General features: G+C 44.6%; 12 protein-coding genes. 6 read left to right on the forward strand and 6 right to left on the reverse strand.

Going from position 1 to position 18,013, the window contains the following annotated elements; all coding sequences use genetic code 11:
- From PY364_RS08910 to PY364_RS08920, 3 genes are all read right to left on the reverse strand, one after another.
- The coding region (locus tag PY364_RS08910; protein ID WP_275521908.1) for a hypothetical protein at positions 1 to 574 on the reverse strand (574 nt) is incomplete at its 3' end.
- Positions 549 to 860 (reverse strand): hypothetical protein, encoded by a 312-nt coding sequence (locus PY364_RS08915; RefSeq protein ID WP_275521910.1) that lies wholly within the window; start codon positions 858 to 860, stop codon positions 549 to 551. The genes PY364_RS08910 and PY364_RS08915, both read right to left, overlap by 26 nt.
- Before the next feature lie 82 nt (positions 861 to 942).
- Complete coding sequence (locus tag PY364_RS08920) at positions 943 to 1,902, reverse strand: hypothetical protein (protein ID WP_275521911.1); 960 nt, start codon at positions 1,900 to 1,902, stop codon at positions 943 to 945.
- 253 nt (positions 1,903 to 2,155) lie between these two features.
- On the opposite strand from PY364_RS08920, the gene PY364_RS08925 reads away from it, so the two are divergent.
- From PY364_RS08925 to PY364_RS08950, 6 genes are all read left to right on the forward strand, one after another.
- The gene (locus PY364_RS08925) at positions 2,156 to 2,374 is read left to right on the forward strand and encodes a helix-turn-helix transcriptional regulator (protein ID WP_275521912.1); all 219 of its coding nucleotides are present in this window, start codon (positions 2,156 to 2,158) and stop codon (positions 2,372 to 2,374) included.
- A complete protein-coding gene (locus PY364_RS08930; RefSeq protein WP_275521913.1) occupies positions 2,344 to 4,128 on the forward strand; it encodes a helix-turn-helix transcriptional regulator in 1,785 nt (594 codons plus the stop codon). Before PY364_RS08925 ends, PY364_RS08930 begins: the two co-directional genes overlap by 31 nt.
- Positions 4,129 to 4,784: 656 nt before the next feature.
- Positions 4,785 to 8,954, forward strand: a complete 4,170-nt coding sequence (locus PY364_RS08935; RefSeq protein ID WP_275521914.1) for a plasmid replication protein, CyRepA1 family — start codon at positions 4,785 to 4,787, stop codon at positions 8,952 to 8,954.
- A 172-nt stretch (positions 8,955 to 9,126) separates the two neighbouring features.
- Complete coding sequence (locus PY364_RS08940) at positions 9,127 to 9,885, forward strand: HIRAN domain-containing protein (protein ID WP_275521915.1); 759 nt, start codon at positions 9,127 to 9,129, stop codon at positions 9,883 to 9,885.
- A gap of 761 nt (positions 9,886 to 10,646) precedes the next feature.
- Entirely contained in the window at positions 10,647 to 10,883 is a 237-nt protein-coding gene (locus PY364_RS08945) for a DUF4926 domain-containing protein (protein WP_275521916.1), read from the forward strand.
- Between the two features lie 35 nt (positions 10,884 to 10,918).
- Complete coding sequence (locus PY364_RS08950; RefSeq protein WP_275521917.1) at positions 10,919 to 11,167, forward strand: hypothetical protein; 249 nt, start codon at positions 10,919 to 10,921, stop codon at positions 11,165 to 11,167.
- A gap of 83 nt (positions 11,168 to 11,250) precedes the next feature.
- Here PY364_RS08950 and PY364_RS08955 read toward each other — a convergent pair whose 3' ends face one another.
- The 3 genes from PY364_RS08955 to PY364_RS08965 all read right to left on the reverse strand — a co-directional run.
- Positions 11,251 to 15,888 carry an ATP-binding protein gene (locus PY364_RS08955; RefSeq protein WP_275521918.1) on the reverse strand — a complete coding sequence of 1,546 codons (4,638 nt, stop codon included), beginning with the start codon at positions 15,886 to 15,888 and terminating at the stop codon, positions 11,251 to 11,253.
- Positions 15,889 to 16,083: 195 nt separating this feature from the next.
- Complete coding sequence (locus tag PY364_RS08960) at positions 16,084 to 17,094, reverse strand: tyrosine-type recombinase/integrase (protein WP_275521919.1); 1,011 nt, start codon at positions 17,092 to 17,094, stop codon at positions 16,084 to 16,086.
- 408 nt (positions 17,095 to 17,502) lie between these two features.
- Positions 17,503 to 18,013 (reverse strand): hypothetical protein (locus tag PY364_RS08965; protein ID WP_275521920.1); only part of this gene is annotated, 511 nt, incomplete at its 5' end.

The following is an 18,013-nucleotide window of genomic DNA, read 5'->3' on the forward strand; positions in this document are numbered from 1 at the left end:
CACTCGAAGTTACGGGTACTGCTAACTTTGGGGTGGGAAGTTTGGCTTCCCTCAAGTCTAAAGGGGTGGCTGCTGCTGCCTCGGATAAACTGTTTAAGTTGCTGCGAAGGTTGTTGCCAAAGTCGGACAATTCGGTGACTAAAGTGGTGACATAACCTACTTTTAAGGCTTGAATGTTAGCTTTTGCCATTTGTGAGCCTGTTTCGGCTAAGCCAATGTTGCCTTGCTGTGTGGCTTCAATAAGTGCTTGAATGGCTGCACCTTTGTCTTCAGTTTCGTCTCGCTTGGCATCGGAGGGTTTAGCTATAGCATCTGGGTCGATTTCGTTGCAGTAAGCACTGCGTCCGTTTCGGGATGATGCTATTTGTAAAATTGCATCGTCTGGTGAGATTTTTTTGTCTAAAACTAAGGAGAAATATTGATTGATTTCAAGGGCATCGGCTTCAGACATTTTGGAGTTTTGCCAGTCGGGTTGACCAAGTGCTCTGCGGGCGTTGGTGACATCTGAAACTTTGGGTAATCCCCAAGTGGTTTTGATGTCTTTGCGGTCAATTGTTAGGTCTGTTGTATTCATGGGTTGGTAATCCTTCTTCTGCTAAACGTTTGCGAACGGAATCAATGCAGTAATTGGCTTCTTTGACCCAAGCTTCTAAGGTAAGCAAGCATTGAGCCTGGAAATTAGAGAATTCTCGGACGTAAGGCAGGTATCCAAACTCTGGACATTCTTCTTGCAGCAGCATTAACCGCCTTTTGAATGTGGGTTCGGATACTCTCATTGCCTTGCGAAGTTGATAGCGATACCAGATTTTTTTCGGCTGGCCTCCCACATCAACTTCTACAGGCTTTTTCGGTGTAGGCATTGTGCCAATGAGCTAATTTTTATGTGCCAATGAGCTAATTTGCTTGAAACCCTAATTGTTGCGTGAGCTAATCTCGTCAGCGCTAAAAATAGCTCACAAATGGGGTAAAAAAATTTAGCCGTCTGTGCCATCTGGGTTGGGCTTGCACGCTTGAATCGTTGGGGTGTTCTTGGCAGTAACTCAAGGCTAAAAGTTGCATTTTTGGTACTTGGTAAATGGCAACATTTAGAACTGTGAAAACTGATATTATGGGTATGGCTGATATGGCGATCGCTATGCCAATTGCACTCACTCCGGCAAATGCTTGATTGAGCTTTTGGGCCCAATCCATCATCGGTGTGGGTGGCTGCGATTGCTGCTCAATTGCGAACACAGCTTGTGCAAAAGTAGTAGGGAAACTGGTGCGCCCGTTGAATTTTTGCAAGTGTGCGATGATCTGGCTGAGGGTTTCAGGTGTTGTTGATAATGCGATCGCGCACTCCCCCAAGCCGGCTTTGAACTGATACGATCCTGATGGCGTATCGAGATAAGCAATGCCAGCCACTTCTCGGATGGTGCAATCACCTACAGTGCAGCGGAATTCACCTGTTGACTCAATTGCTTGCAGTTCGGGTTCGTCTCCCGTGAGCGTTAAAATTGGTTCGTTTGACGAGTGCAACCGGTCTGCAAGTTCAACGGGTTCTAGGTAGTCGTTAACATCGGATGCAAAGAAACGATCGCACTCCGAATTCGAGGCGGTAGCCGCTTCGTACTGGTGTTGATGGCGATAAGCTTCCAATGTTTTGATGTAGCTGGCTTTTTGGTTAAGCGGGCCGCTTTCTACAACGTGGGTCATCAGGTGGAATTGCCGCGCGATCGCTTTCAGTTGTGCCAATTTAAGCTCATCTAAGTTGTCTGGAATCTGGCTGCGACGACCATCACCGGCTGTGGGTGGCGTATCGCTGTCAAAGGCGTTTGGCTCTTGCACCGCTGCTACTAGGGGCGATGTTAGAGGGAAAGACAAATCAGCGCTGGCTAGAGTGCCAACAGAAATTGCGGTCATAATAATAATGCTCCTTTTTTCTGGGAGTGCCAGCCCTTACCGAAGATGTCCAGTCTTGAGCGGTAAGGGCTGGTTTTGTTTTGTCTTCGCCTCCTCCACCTTCACCAACGCAGTGTTGCGTGAGCTGGAGAGGGAAGTTTTAGGGCTGCCCCTAGCTTTTATACTATCGTGGTACAATAGTATTGTCAAGCGATAGTATTGTAATAACGAGCTACCTGCCACTAGCTTTGAAATAGTGCTAGTAGTTTGTCGTGTGATTATCAATACTCTTAAGGAATTTATAGACAGCAGAGGATTAACCGTCTACCAGTTTTGGAAACAGGCGGGGATAACCCAATCAGCGGGTTATCGGCTTTACCACAACCGTGATGTGTTGCCATCAAAGCGGGTGTTAGACAAAATATGTACAGCTTATCAAATACAACCAGGGGAGTTGCTGAGGTGGGAACCCGACAACATATCATCCCTATAAAAGACCGAGAGCGCATCCAAGAATACGCTCTCAAGCTAGCCAGGGAAGGTAAACTTCAATATGCAATATTAGTGAATGTAGCTACCCAATTGCATCAGGCTTTGAAAACGAAAATTTTTCAAGAAACTGGGCAACAAAAGTCTCCCTATGAAGACTTAAAAATTACCCCTAAATTAGTAGCACATTTAGAAAAACAATTTGAAAAATTCTTCACATCGGATTTCTGGGAAAAGAATGCCGAGTGGATTATGAATCACTTAGATATCTGGAATCAGGGAGAACCCCATTCAGACATCCCGCCCGGAATGCTGGCTTTTCCTCCTGACCCATCCTTCCAAAAATCAGAATCCTGGACAGAATCCCAGATAATTAATGCGTGTGGATATCATGTAACCGATGAATTATTACAGCAAATAAATGTACAAAACCTATTAGCAGATGAATTAGCAAAAATATTAGGACTTGCACCCCTTCCAGTTCCAGTAACTGAACCCAGATTATTCAATAATAAAGCAACTGTTGCCCTGCCAACAGCCGCTTTAATGGCTTCCAGTCTCCGTGCCCAGATCCGGACAGATTTATGGGGAGAGGCTGCAAGCAGTATTGCTGTTTTCCAACATCAAGCCAAGGGCAACTCTAGCAATTATATTGAGCATTACATTAGCAGCCCTGGTGACATTACCTTGCTCCCTTGGGATGAAGCCCAGCAAATTATTGATAAATTTGGGTTCACCAGTGCCAAACTGCACATGATTTTTGCAGCCCATACTATGAAACAGGAGACTCCTTGGCAAAGCCTATTTACACTAAAAGCTAGCGATATTGTCAAGGAAATGGGGTGGGATAAAAATCACAAAAAAACTCAAACAGAAAAGCTGCTAGAGATTGCGAAAACAGCATTTGCTCTTGATTGTTTATTGGTCAAAGCTGTTTGGATTGAGGGAACGAACAAGAAAGGGCAAATTATAGCTAGCGCTCCTGTAGGGAGAATGTGGAATATCTACATCAAACCCCAAGGTCAATTAAATTTTGAAGGCAAGGTAGACAACCCCTATGAGATATACATAACAGTCCAACCCGGATTGTGGACTCAAGATTTTTTGAATCGAGCTGGAGCTAAATCGCGGGAAGCATTATATCAATTTGGCTACCTTTCCCAACAGGTGCTAAGAATTGATCCATACCATAACGAATTTGCCTTAAGACTAGCAATTCATGTCACGATAGAAAGCCGATTTCATACCAGTGGTGAATACCGAGTCTTAACCCTGCTAGAAGCGATTTTACCCAAACGAGAAATTGACTCAGCCCGCAGCGATCGCCGTAAAGCTTACAACTTAAAACAGAACTGGGATGATGCCTTACAACTCTTGATAACTTTGGCCTGGCAAATTCAATTTGACCCAGAAACTTATCCAGAGAGACTTCAGCCAGAAAACAAAGAAAGGAACCCAAAAGGCTACCTGGATCAGTGGCTGGCGGCCAAGCTCTTCATACTTCAGCCAGAACCCATCCCAGTCTTGGTAGCAAGCAAGGCTGAACCTCAACAATTAAAGCCTGCTTTGCCAAAGCCAATACCAATAACAAGTGCTGATCTGCGAAAAGCCCGTGAAGACAAGGGATGGAACCAGAGAAAATTGGCTGGCTGGTTGGGGGTCTCACAATCGCTGATTGCTCAGATAGAGCGTGGACAGCGGACTATCAGCCCAGAAATAGAGGCTAAATTGCTCAAGCTGTTGGAAATCCAAGACTAAAGTTCACGTCGCGAGAACTACTAACAATCTTGAAGTTACCCAAGCCTCGAAGGAAGCTGGGGCTAATTTTATAACCGCCAAAGCGGTCAGGGAATTCTTAATTGCTGAAACCATTGCTGTGATTACATTTTATTTCTGAATCCTGAATCCTGCAATCCTAACTCCTGACTTCTGCTTATAGATGCGTTTGCTCTAACTAGCCCCCCTGAAGGGCTCGTTTTTGTAATCAAGTCGGTGAGAGTCGTGTAATCAACAAAAAAGTTTTAAAAATCGCCCTAAAAGCTTTGCTGTCTATGCGTTTTAGCTTGATTACAAAATCATCCACATCCCAGGACAAAATCATCCACATCCCAGGACAAAATCATCCACATCCCAGGACAATGTTTTTTCAAAACCTTTGCCCCGTCTTGGTTTCAGCCTTTGATTACAAGCCTGATAAGATCTAGAGAAGTTTAGATCAGCCAACCAACAGCCTTTTGCGAAAGGTGAGACAAAGAGTTATTCCGCTACCAAGGAATAGCTCCCGTGAAACCCTGCACAAAAAGACTGGGTGCATTTACCAAACTCACTCAGCCTCAACCCCTACGAAAAGCCCCCTCAACCCCGCCTGACCCCATCTGGCCTTCCTTCCATTTGACCAACACCGGGGGTGTCCAATGACATCACCCATCTCCCCTTTGTCCGAATGGCTAGCTTCGGCCATAGACCCCGACCTCATCGCCCTCAACGTCCAAACCCTAGAAGGCGACACCCCCTACCCGTACCTCCTGTCCGAAATCACCGCCGCCTCCGGTAGAGTCCACCCCGACGCACAATGGCGGTGGGCCAGAAAACACTACAGCCACATCGAAGCTGGTGGCTGGTGGTGCTCAGGCCTTGACCCCCTCAACAACTGGCAGCCTATGTATTGGGGCTGCTTCAAACCCCACCAACCCCGAAACGCCTTTGACCCCAAAGGCAAAATCAAACCCGTCAAATACGAACACCCCCCCAAAACCCCCACCAGAGCCTTCTTCCTGCAAGTTCCAGACCACATCTGGGCAAAAGTCGCAGCCCGCTACGATTTACCCATCGACCCAGAGGATTTGGGAGCGGGGGAGCGGGGGAGCGGGGGAGCGGGGGAGATGGAGGACGAAAATCTCCCCTCTGCCCCTAGTCCGTGCTGCCCTGCCCCTAGCCCGTGCTGCCCCTCTGCCCCTCTGCCCCCCTGCTCTCCCGCTCCCTCTCCCCCAAACCAGCCTCAGTTCTGGCAATGGGTATGGGACAACAACATCCCCATCACCATCGTTGAAGGCGCAAAAAAAGCCGGGTGCTTACTCACACTGGGCTATGCCGCTATTGCCCTCCCCGGTGTCACCGGCGGTGTCAGAACCAAAACCCCACAAGGCGAAAAATGCGACCCCTACCTCATCCCTGAACTGCAACACTTCGCCACCCCAGGGCGGGAAATCTACATCTGCTTCGACCGCGACAGCAAACGCCAAACCATCCAAAACGTCAACCGGGAAATTGGCAAACTCGGCCGCCTGTTCGCAGCGGCAAATTGCCCCGTCAAAGTCATCAACCTGCCAGGGCCAGAAAAAGGCGTTGACGATTTCGTGGTATCGAAGGGCGAGGATGCCTTCAGCACCCTCAAAAATGAAGCGCAAGGCTTCCAATTCTGGCTTGATAGGGAATCATGGCTTTTAACCTATCCCGCCTCTTTAAGGCTAAATTCTCGCTATCTGGGGAAACTCCCCTATCCAGAGTCCGGGTTAGCTTGCATCAAAGCCCCCAAAGGCACCGGCAAAACCCAAGCCTTGACTAACTTAGTCTCACAAGCCCTTGACACAGGCGATCGCCGCGTGCTGATAATTACCCACAGGATTCAACTAGGTAGGGCGATCTGTGCCAGCTTAGGAATCAACTACATCGACGAAACCAGAGACTCAGCCCTTGGTAAACTGTTCGGATACGGGTTGTGCATAGACAGCCTCCACCCATTGTCTCAAGCTAATTTTAATCCTGAAGACTGGGAAGGTGCGATCGTCATCATCGATGAGTGCGAACAAGTCATCTGGCACGCCTTAAACAGTTCAACTTGCCGCGAAAACCGAGTTGCTATCTTGCAAACTCTGCAAGAACTCATCCACAACGTCTTGACAAGTGGCGGCTTAGTTGTTGCCCAAGATGCAGATTTATCCGATTACAGCATTGACTACTTAATAGCCATAGCAGGCATCCCTATTTCGCCTTGGGTTGTTGTTAACGAGTGGCGACCAAAACGAGGGCGAGATGTGACTTTTTTTGCTACTTCTAACCCGGCTTCGCTGTATGTGCAAATGGAGCAAATTCTGTCTCAAGAAGTCACTTGTTGTGACCTTGAAAGCCGTGCCGAATGCTGTCCTATAAGCTTAAGCTGTGCCGAATGTGGTGGTAAGAATCCTGCTGAATATAGTTCTGAAAGCAATACCCAATGTAGTTCTGAAAGCTATGTCAAATGTTGTCCTATAAGCCGTGATGAATATGGCTTTAAAAGTCGTGCCAAATGTTGTCCTATAACCTGTGCTGAATATTATCAGAAAACCTCTGGTGAATGTACAGTAAAATGTACGGGATATGACCCTAAAATTTATGTCAAATCTGTTTCAAAAAATCCTGGAGAATGTAACTGTAAAAATTTTGATAAATGGGGTTTGCAAACTGCCAAATGTTGCCCGATAAATCCTACTGAATATAGCTCGATAAATCCTACTGAATCTAACCCTATAGAGCGATATCGATCGCGCATTATGGTTGTAGAAGACTCGCAAAAAGTTACAGGAAAATGGTCTTGTCGCAACCTAGAAACACAACTGCAAAAACGCTTTCCCCATCAGCGAATTCTCAGGATTGATAGCGAATCAGTATCAGACCCTAATCATCCCGCTTATGGGTGTATTGAACAACTCAATACCCTAATTCAAAACTACGATATCATCATTGCCAGCCCGACAATTGGCACTGGTGTCAGCATCGACATTCGAGGTCATTTTGCTGCTGTTTTTGGCATCTTTCAAGGGGCCGTAGCCGTCAATGATGCTTTGCAAGCCCTAGCGCGAGTTCGAGATGAAAATGTACCTTGGTTTGTTTGGACTAAACAATTTGGTCTGGGCAAAATTGGGAATGGCAGTGCTAGTTATCGAGCAATAATCAAATCTCAGCAGAAAGTCATTAAAACTAATATCAAACTGTTACATGGTGTTGATTTTGACATAGATTTAGCCCATGACCCTGTTCAATTGCGGACTTGGGCTTTAATGGCTGCTAGAATTAATGCGGGAATGTGGAACTACAGAAAGGCAATTTGGGAGGGATTAAAATCAGAAGGGCATCGGGTAACGCTGTGTCGAGAAAATCAAATACAGCGGGAGATTAAAGTTCTGCAAATGCAACAATTGGCAGCTAATAATTGCCAAGACTGGGATTTATTAGAACAGCTAACTGAACAAGCGCAAGAATTAGAAGAGGAATTAGACAACTTAGAAACTGTAGCTAATTGTCTCAGTAATGAGGCAAAAGTAATTAGGGAAGAGAATAAAGTGGCTGAGGCTTCAGGAGTTACCAATGCTGAAAATATTACTCTGTCTGAATACCTGAAATTGAAGGACAAACGGGCTAAGACAAAGGCAGAACTAGAGCAGCAACGTAAGTATCAATTATGGGATACTTATGGAGTGCCTGTTACGCCTGAACTCAAACTCAGAGATGATGACGGCTGGTTGCCCAAAATTAGCCTGCATTATTATCTAAGTTATGACCCTGAATTTGTCAGGTTGCGAGATAAAAATCATTTGGCTGGACATCAGGAAAGGGGTAAAGGTAAGGTTTGTCCCCAAGATTTGCGGTTACTTACGGCTAGGGTGGAAGCACTTAAGAAATTGGGAGTGATGGAGTTCTTCAACCCAGACAAAGAGTTTCGAGGAACTGATGCGCTTGCGATCGCTTTTGCTGAGAGAGTTAAGCTTTGTTCTGTTGATGTGAAAGACTTTTTAGGCATTAGTGTCAATCCCAAGGCTAAGCCAATGGAGGTGGTGCAGTATATTTTAAGGTGTAAACTGGGCTTTACTTTGCGGCGAGTTCGCCAAGAAAGGTCGGAGGAACGAGATGCTTTAGGTAGGCCAAAACGTATTAGGGTTTACCAGTTTGGGTTTCCCCAGGATGGCAGGGAGGCGATTTTTGAGGTTTGGCAGCAGCGGGATAAAGAGGCAATGTCGGCGGAAGGTTTTTCTCAGTGTTTTGAAGGGGGAGCTAGTGGCACAGGGTTGGATAATAATATGGGGATATCTGAGGGTGTGTTTTCTCAGGATGTGTCTCAACAAAATAATGAGGTGGTCTTGGCTGGCACAGGGTCGGATAATGATATAGGGATATCTAAGAGTGCGTTTTCTGAGGATTTGCCTCAACAAAATAATGAGGTGGTCTCGGCTGGCACAGGGTCGGATAATAATATAGGGATATCAGAGGTTGTGCCGCCTCTGGATGAGGAATTGACTCACGCTACTCAAGTGTTTGGAGTGGAAGCTGCACCTGGGGAGACATTAACAACAGAAGGGATGGGAGTTGCAGCTTCATATCAGGCGATAGAACCCGAAAATCACGTCATTCCCACTTATGAGACAAAAGTACCCCAAATAGCACCGTCAGAGCTGAAAGTGGGCTCAGTGGTGAGGTTCTGCGGTAAGGTTCAGAAATATGTCGTTAGATCTGTTTCTGGGGCTCAGGTAATGGTGAAATCCCTGTTTTCGGGGCAATTCGTCAACACTTACGCGCACCGCTTAGAGCTTGCAGAAGAGGGGACAGCATGAGTTATTTATGGCGATCGCACACATGGGGATAAGAAAGTTGAACGGCTTATTGCACAAGGGTTTGAGTTGATAGGTTTCAAAAAAGATCGAGAGTAGAGGCGATCGCGATTAATGCTTAGTTCAGCCTTGTATTTGTGAACTGCTGTCTGCTTACCTTGAGGAAAGCGCTACCGTGAAGACAAAATCAACACTTTTTTTGGCTTGGCAAGACCAAAATAGCCGTTCCTGGTTTCCCATTGGCAGGCTAACATTTGATGGAACCAACTACGAATTTACCTACACGCAAGGCGTTTTAGAAGCTCAAGAAAAGTGCGGTTTTGAACCCTTATCCTCGTTTCCGCGCTTAGGTGAAGTATATAAATCAACTTACTTATTTCCCGTATTTGCTAATCGGTTGATGCCGAAAAATCGCCCCGATTACTCAAGTTTTATTCAGTGGCTAAATCTTTCTCAGCATGAAAGAGAGCCAATTGCCATCTTAGCCCGCAGCGGTGGGAGGCGAGAAACAGATACGCTCACTGTTTTTCCCCTTCCTGAACCAGATTCAGAAGGGCGGTATTGCCTTCACTTTTTCTTGCACGGACTGCGGTATTTGCCACCTTGTGCAATTGAGCGAATTAATCGCTTAGAGACAGGAGAAAAGTTGTTGTTAGCTCACGAATTTCAAAATCCTAAAGATCCTAAAGCTTTGACTTTAAATACCGATGATCGCTATATTGTCGGGTATTGTCCGCGATATTTGAATAGGGAGTTTTTTGAACTATTGAAGAATGCCAGTTTGATAGAGGTGCGCGTAGAGCGTGTCAATCAGCCACCGACACCGCTTCAGTTTCGCCTGCTGTGTAATATAACTGCTCAATGCTATGATGACTTTTGCCCCTTTTCAAGTGATGAATATCAGCCTTTTCTCGGTGAGGTGGCAACTGTTTAACTCATAGGTTAGGGTGACAATTTTTAGGGTAAAATGATGTGTGGATTGTCAGGAAAAGAAAAAATTAACCTGGCAGCAAAACTGGCTCAGGTAATGCTTGATAATAATCTCGTTGCATTAAGAGGTTTAGGGTTCAAAAAGTACAAATTAGATGCGCGTCAGCTTTCCCTAAGTCGCATCGACAACTCTCTTTTTAGTGGTAAACGACAGAACCGGGGATAAACCGGGGACAAAACGGTATCAAACCTGTATCAAAACGGTGTCAAAAAACTGACGATGGTGGTTTTTCTACGTTTCTCCAGGCGATCGCCGGACGGGTTAACAACTACTCTGAGACCATTTATAGATAAAGCTTTGAAGCTCCTTAACCTAAAAAAGAGCGAGGTTTATTGACAGGTCTATTGACAATAATGATTACGATCACCCCCCAGCTTCCTTCTCCGTTGTCGAAACCTGAAAAAGTGGCGTAGGCCAAGCGGGCCTCCGGCATCGCACTCCTCCATCTTTTTTGAAATTAATCGGTTTAAATCGCAAATCTTGCTAGCTTTCAGGTTGCTTGTCACCCTGTAAGGGCGATCGCCTAAAATAAGGGTTTGTACGAGTTAGTTTTTCTCCTCTACGCCGAACGGTCAGAAATATCAAGTAGATTTTTTGATGATTAGAGAGGAAAAACAGGCAACAGTTCGCAGTCTTTGAATTGTTTTGGATGATGAAGATTTCCCGCGATTGGTAACGTCTTTTGTTCTATAATAAGAGGTGAGATGATGAATTCGCTAATGAAGTTACTAGATGTGGTAGCATTACTAGAAGATTTGCCAGAGCTTGAATTATATCAGGGGCAGGTGGGAACTATTGTTGAAGTGTACGAACCGGGAGTTTTTGAAGTTGAGTTTAGCGATTTGAATGGTCGGGCTTATGCCATCGAGACTTTAAAGGCTAATCAACTGATGGTTTTACATCATTATAAGTTGATACAGGAAATGTTAGTTAAAGTTTAAGGCGATCGCGTTTTTATAATTTCCAAAACCTCAAAATGGAATCATTTCTATTGCCGGAATCCAGCATTGGCGAACCCAGTTATCTCAATAATGCCGACGTATTTATTAGCTTGGAGGGGCGAAACTATATGTTTGCCGCAGTCAATTGGAAGCATAAACTACCAAAACGGCAATCTTATGGGTACATTGACAGCAAGGGGTTAAAGTGCTACTTTGCGGCTGGTGACAGCTTCCCTATTTATAAGCCAGGTCAGATTTTTCTAGAGATGGGCAGACTTTATTAGAGGTTTGAATAATGTTGAGGGCTAATTGGTTGCTCAAGCTAAGACGAAGAAAGAACTAAGCTTGCAAGTAGCTATGAGTTTAATTAGTCCTGTCCAGCCTTATTAAGTAATTGCTCCATCCCGTGTATATCAAATCTCAAAAAACGGTCTTGTAGGTTAATAGCACGCTGGATTAGTTGCGGGTCGTCTGTTTCATCTGCTTCCCTTAAAATTTCATTTAATGCCGAAATCAATGGGTCTGTTTGCCATAGACTCGCATTTATCGTTGTTTCAAATTTTTCGGCTAGTGCCTCAGTTAATTCCAGCCCAGATAACGGATCTCGACACGATTCATAGCCGAGCCATTCGAGAAAACCATCAACATCAAACTCACTGGTGGAGCTTGGAAGTGCCTCAATAAAAGCACAAGCTAATTTACGCTGAATAAAATTAATTGTGTTTTTTTCTTTAAAGCATTCATCTATTTCTCTAATAATGTCTTCAGGTAAATTTTCATAATGTAATATAGCAAGTAGTCCATAAATACATTTTTCTGTATCTTCTTGTAAACCTAAATTAGCTGTAAATACTTGAGTGGCTCCCTTCCATGCACCAGGGGGGGCTTTTGCCAAGGTTTCAAATAGTTCTTCCTGGCTGATGTGTCCAGCCAAGCTTGCTAATGTAGAGAGTCGTCCCCAAATATCGCCAGATTCTTCCATCCCCTCATGTAAAAGCCGATGTAAGTAAGGTACAACTCGTTCAAAATTATCTCGATATTGGTAATATAAACACTGCTCTGCATATTTCCATAAATGGGGTTGAGGTTCCTTGAAAACATTCGCTAGCAGTTGCCATCCCAAATCAGGCTTTTTGTACATGAGGAAGGGAAGACCTTCAAGAATAGAAAAGCGGACATAAATTTCTGTATCGTCTGCAACATGATGCAGCAGTAACAACAGCAATTCAGGGACAGGTTGCTCATTTTCTAATAATCGGTTGCAAAGCGTTATTGCACTTCGTGTTGCTACACCATGTATCGAATTAAGAGATGCGGAAATGATATCTTGTTTGTTGGTGAAAGTTTCCTTATCGCCAGGATATTTAGTGTATAGCCAAAACAGCAATAATGATAAGCGTTCGGCTGATTCAGAATCAATTAATACTTTACAACAAGCTTCTAAGGCTTTACTAACTGTGCTACCATCCTCCCAAATAATTAAATAGCGTTCCAGCCAATTGAGTAAAGTAGTTGCGAGGGTTTCTCCTTCAGGAAGGGGTTCTATCGGTGTCCATTGCTGCGCTGGTCTGACGTTCCCAAAACAATAGTGTAGATGCAATGCGATCCCTTCTACAACATCGCATAAATAATCTCTGTGTAGATTTTCTTCGATAAAACGGGTAAATAAAACTACAAAACGTGCAGGGTGTAAGGAACAAGCATCGCACAATACGCTTTTAACTTCACTAAATCCACCCACCATATTTATATCAGATGTGTCTCGATTTCGATGTGTTTGGTAGTAATGCAGTAATTGAAAAATACCTTGATCTGATAGCTTGAGCAAATCTTGGGGAGATAGTGGAGACCTTACCAATCCACCCCAGGTATAAAGAGTCGGTTCAGGACGAGTGTAGCCAAAATGATTTTGCCAAGTATCGATAATATCTTGTATATTTTTACTTCGGAAAATCGAGGGAATTAAAAGGCATAAATTGTATAAATCGCTGGACACCCAAAAAGAATCTTGTGTCTCATCTTCTTTCCTCTCAGACACCAGTGACAAAATCATTATTTGATTAGTTTCTTGCGCTGATCGTGAAATTTTGGGGTAAGCCATTTGCATTAGTTCGCCTAGTTCATATCTTAGGTCACTAGCTCCGAAAAGTTCCTCATCTTGCAACAGGTATTCTACTCCACAAATATAAGCTTGAAAAAAGTTACTTAAAAATAAAGTACCTGCTAAACAATCAATATCAAGAATAAGAGTCCAAAACTTAATTGAGTGGGAATAAATAATATTGTCTTTGTAGGCTTCAATGAGAAAGTAACGTATAGCTAATTCCTGAGAGCTTCGTAGTCGGGATTCATTTCCCAGCCACCAAGCGTTATTTTGGCGAACACGATGTTTAAGTGCCTTCTCTACAGCATAAAGTAAGATATTAAGGTCATTCCAATGATGGATAGCATGACGACTGTGCCTTCTATTCCATGACGTATAGCGTAAAAAATTGTTATGTAATTTGTCTTTTCCATATCTAGCAACGCTCCAACGTTCCAATTTATCCAATACTAAAGTCAGCAATATATCAGATTGACAAAGGCGCATTTCTAGAAAGTTATCTTTGTGGAAATTATGATGCCTACAACGCAGGTTGTAATGGAAATTACCAAGCTGTGCATCTTCGGCTAAAACATTTTTTGTAATGTACTTCCACAACAAGTCATCTCCAGAATTAGTTGCTTGCACCCATTGACTAAGAGATTTGCCAACAAGGTTATGTTCAGTGTTAACATTTTCAATTAGATCTTCCAGTATTTCACGGATACCATCAATACTCCAAGCTTGAAAGTTGTTTAATGTATAGCTAATTGTAGCTGCGACTTTTTGCTTGTTCGCCCATTGTATCTTGATTGCTTGCCTCCAAAGTGCCACGACTTCTACCGGGTATACATTCATCCATACGTTCAGATGTCGAACAAACTCAAGCAACCAAGTTTCCCGTTCTGTTGTTGATAGAACTTCAGGAAACCAATGCTTCGTGAGGATATCAAACCAAGCTCTATTGTTTACTCGCCACAACAAACGTCGAAATAAATCTGGGAAATTTTGGAAAATTCTACGCAGCGATGGCCAATCTTCCTCCACAGGTGATATTTCGGAAAAGGATTCGCAAATAAGACGCTTAACATGATAAGCAATTCCCTTATGGGACAGCACCTTCCACACCTGTCGCCTAAATATGTCGGGTTGAGAAGCACGCAGGTGAAAGAAAAATGCTCTAACTGCTGGACGAATAAAAGGTAGCTGAGGATGAACGAGAATAAATTGCGCTAAAGTTTGGCCTTTAGCTAACGCAGCTCGGACGGTAATACATTCTGCTAAAGTTTGATGGCTGAATTCCAAAAGACTAGGCGAACTTTCTAGGAGCACCTCCTGGCTAATCAAGTGTCTGACAATATCTTCGTTGGTTCCAAAAGATATTTTAGGGTACTGCTTTATCCGCTGTTGCATTAACTTTTCAGCCATATTTTGCAAGGCAACAATAGCCTCAGTACCAAGGGGTTGTTTTTTGACTACGACTTCCTCAAGAAAACTGTTGTACAGTTCGTAGGCAGATGCAGGTTGCAACGGAACATCAAGTTTTGCCAGTTTCTCGTAAATCCGCAAGTTTTGAGGTATTTGCAACAAGGCCCGAAGTTCAGGAGTTATATTAGAAATATTAACATTCCAGTTGATTAAGAAAGGCTTAACTTCAGCATCAAAATCAAGTGGTTGTAAGTTGACTTTGTGTTGCCAAGAGCGACCTCGAAGTAAGGGGTCATACTCTAAGTCAAAATTGCGGCAAGCTGTAATAATAGTTACTCCCTCTATTTTTCCTAGACGGTCGATAATTCTCAGAAAAACCTTGAGCGCATCATGTTGACGACTTAGTGACAAACTATCTAGGGAATCAATTATCACGACAGTTCGGCGAAATTCTGTCAGACGAGCACATTGACCCACAATATCTTCGGGTAAGCCATTCGCTACTAATTTGTGTTCGCTTTCGGCATTTGTAAACTGGTCTCCTTTAATAAATAAAAGTCCCCAAGCTGACTCTTTTTCGCGCTCAATGTAATCTACAAGGTCGAGTAACAAGCAGGTTTTACCGCTACCAGGACGGTCTGTTAGTAGAATGGTTCGACTTCCCTGCTCGATTAATTCAATTAATTTTGGTAACTCAGAACGGGGAATAGGTTTACCGTCTATGGTTCGTAACCAGTTTCGCCCAATACTTGAAGCTTGTTTGAAGGCTGTAATAATTTCTGCTTCAGTGCGTTTTGGCGTTGGGCTTATTCCTTCTTTAGCTAATTTAGCTAATACATCTGAGCGGTTGATAGTGTGTTTTGTATCTCTTAAATTAGTTTCGTGACTTTGCAGATAACGCTCTAGTATAGGCATTGCCAGATTAGCCATTGGTATGATTCGATCCAAATCTGACTTATTTTGGCGATCCCATTCCTCGAACCCTTGAGGTGAGCCAAAACTGATTTTACTAACCAGAAAATAGGTAGCCTCTTCGGTGCGTCCTAAAATTTTTGCAAGGGTTTCTAATGATTCCTGCTGATTTTTGTCTGCCTCGCGATGGAAAGCAGAGTATTCGGCAAAATATCCACAATTTTCAACTAAGCTTGCCAAATCTCCAAATGGAGAGCGTGAGTAAAACTTAACTTTGGAGTTGATTCTTGACTCGAGCAGGTCACGAGCCTTGCATAACTCATCCTTTAACACTTTGTCTGAAAATGACCAAGCCTTGTGGTCAGTTTGATTCTTCTTCGCTTGGATAAAACAAGCATGACCATTTTTGTAGAGAACAACAATATCGTCTACTGTTACCGAAAGGTTTTCCCCTGGTAGCCCTGTTGAATTAACTTGGATACTTTCAATAATATTGTCCTCTAAAAGCCGAATCAGCCAGTGTAGCGCTACACGCAGTTGATATTCATCTCCAAGGCTAGACCTTTTTCCTGCAATGCTCATACTTATTTCAAGTAAATCTTTGTACAAAAACCTAATGCGTCTTGTACAAGTATAATTTTTCTTCTAAAACACTGGCTGGTAAACGTTGCACTCAGAAGACATCAGAGGTTGCCAGCAATTGTGCTATCGCTAGTTTTGGGTAAATGCCATCCAACTCGGCTTTCTCCAAACTTAAAGTGTAGCTCCGGTCGTTTACTACCCAATTGTAATCCCTAACTTCAGAGCCGGATTATTGGCCCATCGCTCCGCTACGTGAGTATAAATAGAAGTCGTCCTGGGGTCTTTATGCCCCAACAAGTCCTGCACTTGCCGCAGTTCTGCCCCAGCTCGCAGCGCCAGCGTTCCCGCCGTATGTCTCAAACTGTGGGTCGATATCGTGCGCCCCGGCGAATGTTTCAGCCCTGCTTCCTTTAAATAGCCGTCTACAACCTTCCGTATCCCCCGGCGGCTAATCCGCTGCCCACCTGCCCGGTATCCCACAGCTACAAACAGCGGGCTAGAGGGCGCAAGCACTTCCATCGCTTTTCTCGCTTCCAAGTAATTCATCAGAGCGAGTGCAATCTCCGGCGTTAGCGGCACAATCCTAATGCTGCCCTTCCCCTCCACCCGAATCCCCAAATTATTGCCCTGCTGTACCAAATCAGCAATATTAGCCCGGTGCATCTCCACCGTGCGCGGCCCCTCCAGCGCCATAATCACCAGCAGCGCCTTGTCCCGCAGTGCCTTCACGCTGCCGTCGCTCTTAATCGTAGCCAGCAACTTCTCCACTTCCGACTTTTCCAGGTAAGTCACCTTCTCAGCAGCATCTCGCTTTTCCCTCGGTGGCTTCACGCTGAGGGCGGGGTTGACCAAAATCAGCCCCTTGGATGCAGCAGCATCGTAGAAACGCCTGACTACCGATAATTTTAGGGCCACAGTCGCAGGCTTCAATTTCCTGTCTTCCACCAACCAACGGCGGTAGCGCTTAATATCATCCTTTGTCGCACTAGCAAGGTTGATTTGGGAGTCGGCGCGATCGCACCAAGACACGAACAGTCGCAACTGGCGGCGGTAAGTATCGGCGGTATCTGGTGCTGCGTCCCCAGCCGCGACATCGAGTTCTAAGAACTCCGTCCACGCCGATAGGAGGCTAGAAGCCGTAACCAGGGAGGTGATTTCAATGTCAGAAGCTTGACGGGGGTTGGAGCTAGAGGGATTGGCAAGCATAGCGAGTTTTATTGATCGCGATTTAACTCATTAAACCCTGAATAGTACCCAAAATTACCCTTATGGGACTTTTCGGTTGGATTTGGATGAGCAAATGAGGCTCTGTTTGCGATCGCTCCTCAAACAGTGGAGGTTCTACCCTCAAGTTCGCGATAAAAATGCTAGAAAGAAGTCGTCTCCCTTCAGGCGATCGCCTGCCATAAAGCCGGACAAAAAGAGGTCATCATCGTAGGCCTTGTTTTTTCCAAGCGACCCAATTCGATACAGATTTAGAAAATTCTGTACTAAGCAGGTCACTACAAATAGGCGTTATTTTTCCGAACCAACTTCCGTTATTTTTGGGGGTGCAACAGCTAAAAACCTTGTGAATTCGTAAAAAATCCTGGAATAAGGGGCTAAATGCCCAAATTAACTTCCGCTATTTTCCGAAAGCGATTCCCTTATTTTGAAGCAAGCAGAGATCCACCCTTCCACCAGTGCGTAACTGCGGACTCTTGCCCCAGAACCCGCCCAAACCGGATGGATCAAACAGCCTTCAGTCCACTCTTGCAGCCATTCGCGGGCCGTCTTGTCCGAAACCCCAAACCAGGACACAACATCTGAAACGCCGATCACAAAAGGATTTTCAACTCCATCTAGAACTCTTGCCAAAAGTCGCGTGAGGAGTTGCTGAGAGCGACGTGGCAATTCTTCCCAGGGTAGAGCATCAGGAGCAGCGCCTTGATAAAGAGACTTAGCTTTAGCTTGCAGTTCATCCGCTGCCCGCGCCATCGTCTCGACAAAATAAAGCAACCAGGGCGTGTGGTCTGGGTCGTGGCGGCCTTCATAAAAGTCCACGGGCAGCCCCATTTGTAGGGAACGGTAATAGCGATCGCGATCGGCATTAAAATACTCGTCAAATGAGAAAAACCCCCGCATT

It is taken from the genome of Kamptonema sp. UHCC 0994, from assembly GCF_029167235.1.
Classification (GTDB): domain Bacteria; phylum Cyanobacteriota; class Cyanobacteriia; order Cyanobacteriales; family Microcoleaceae; genus Kamptonema.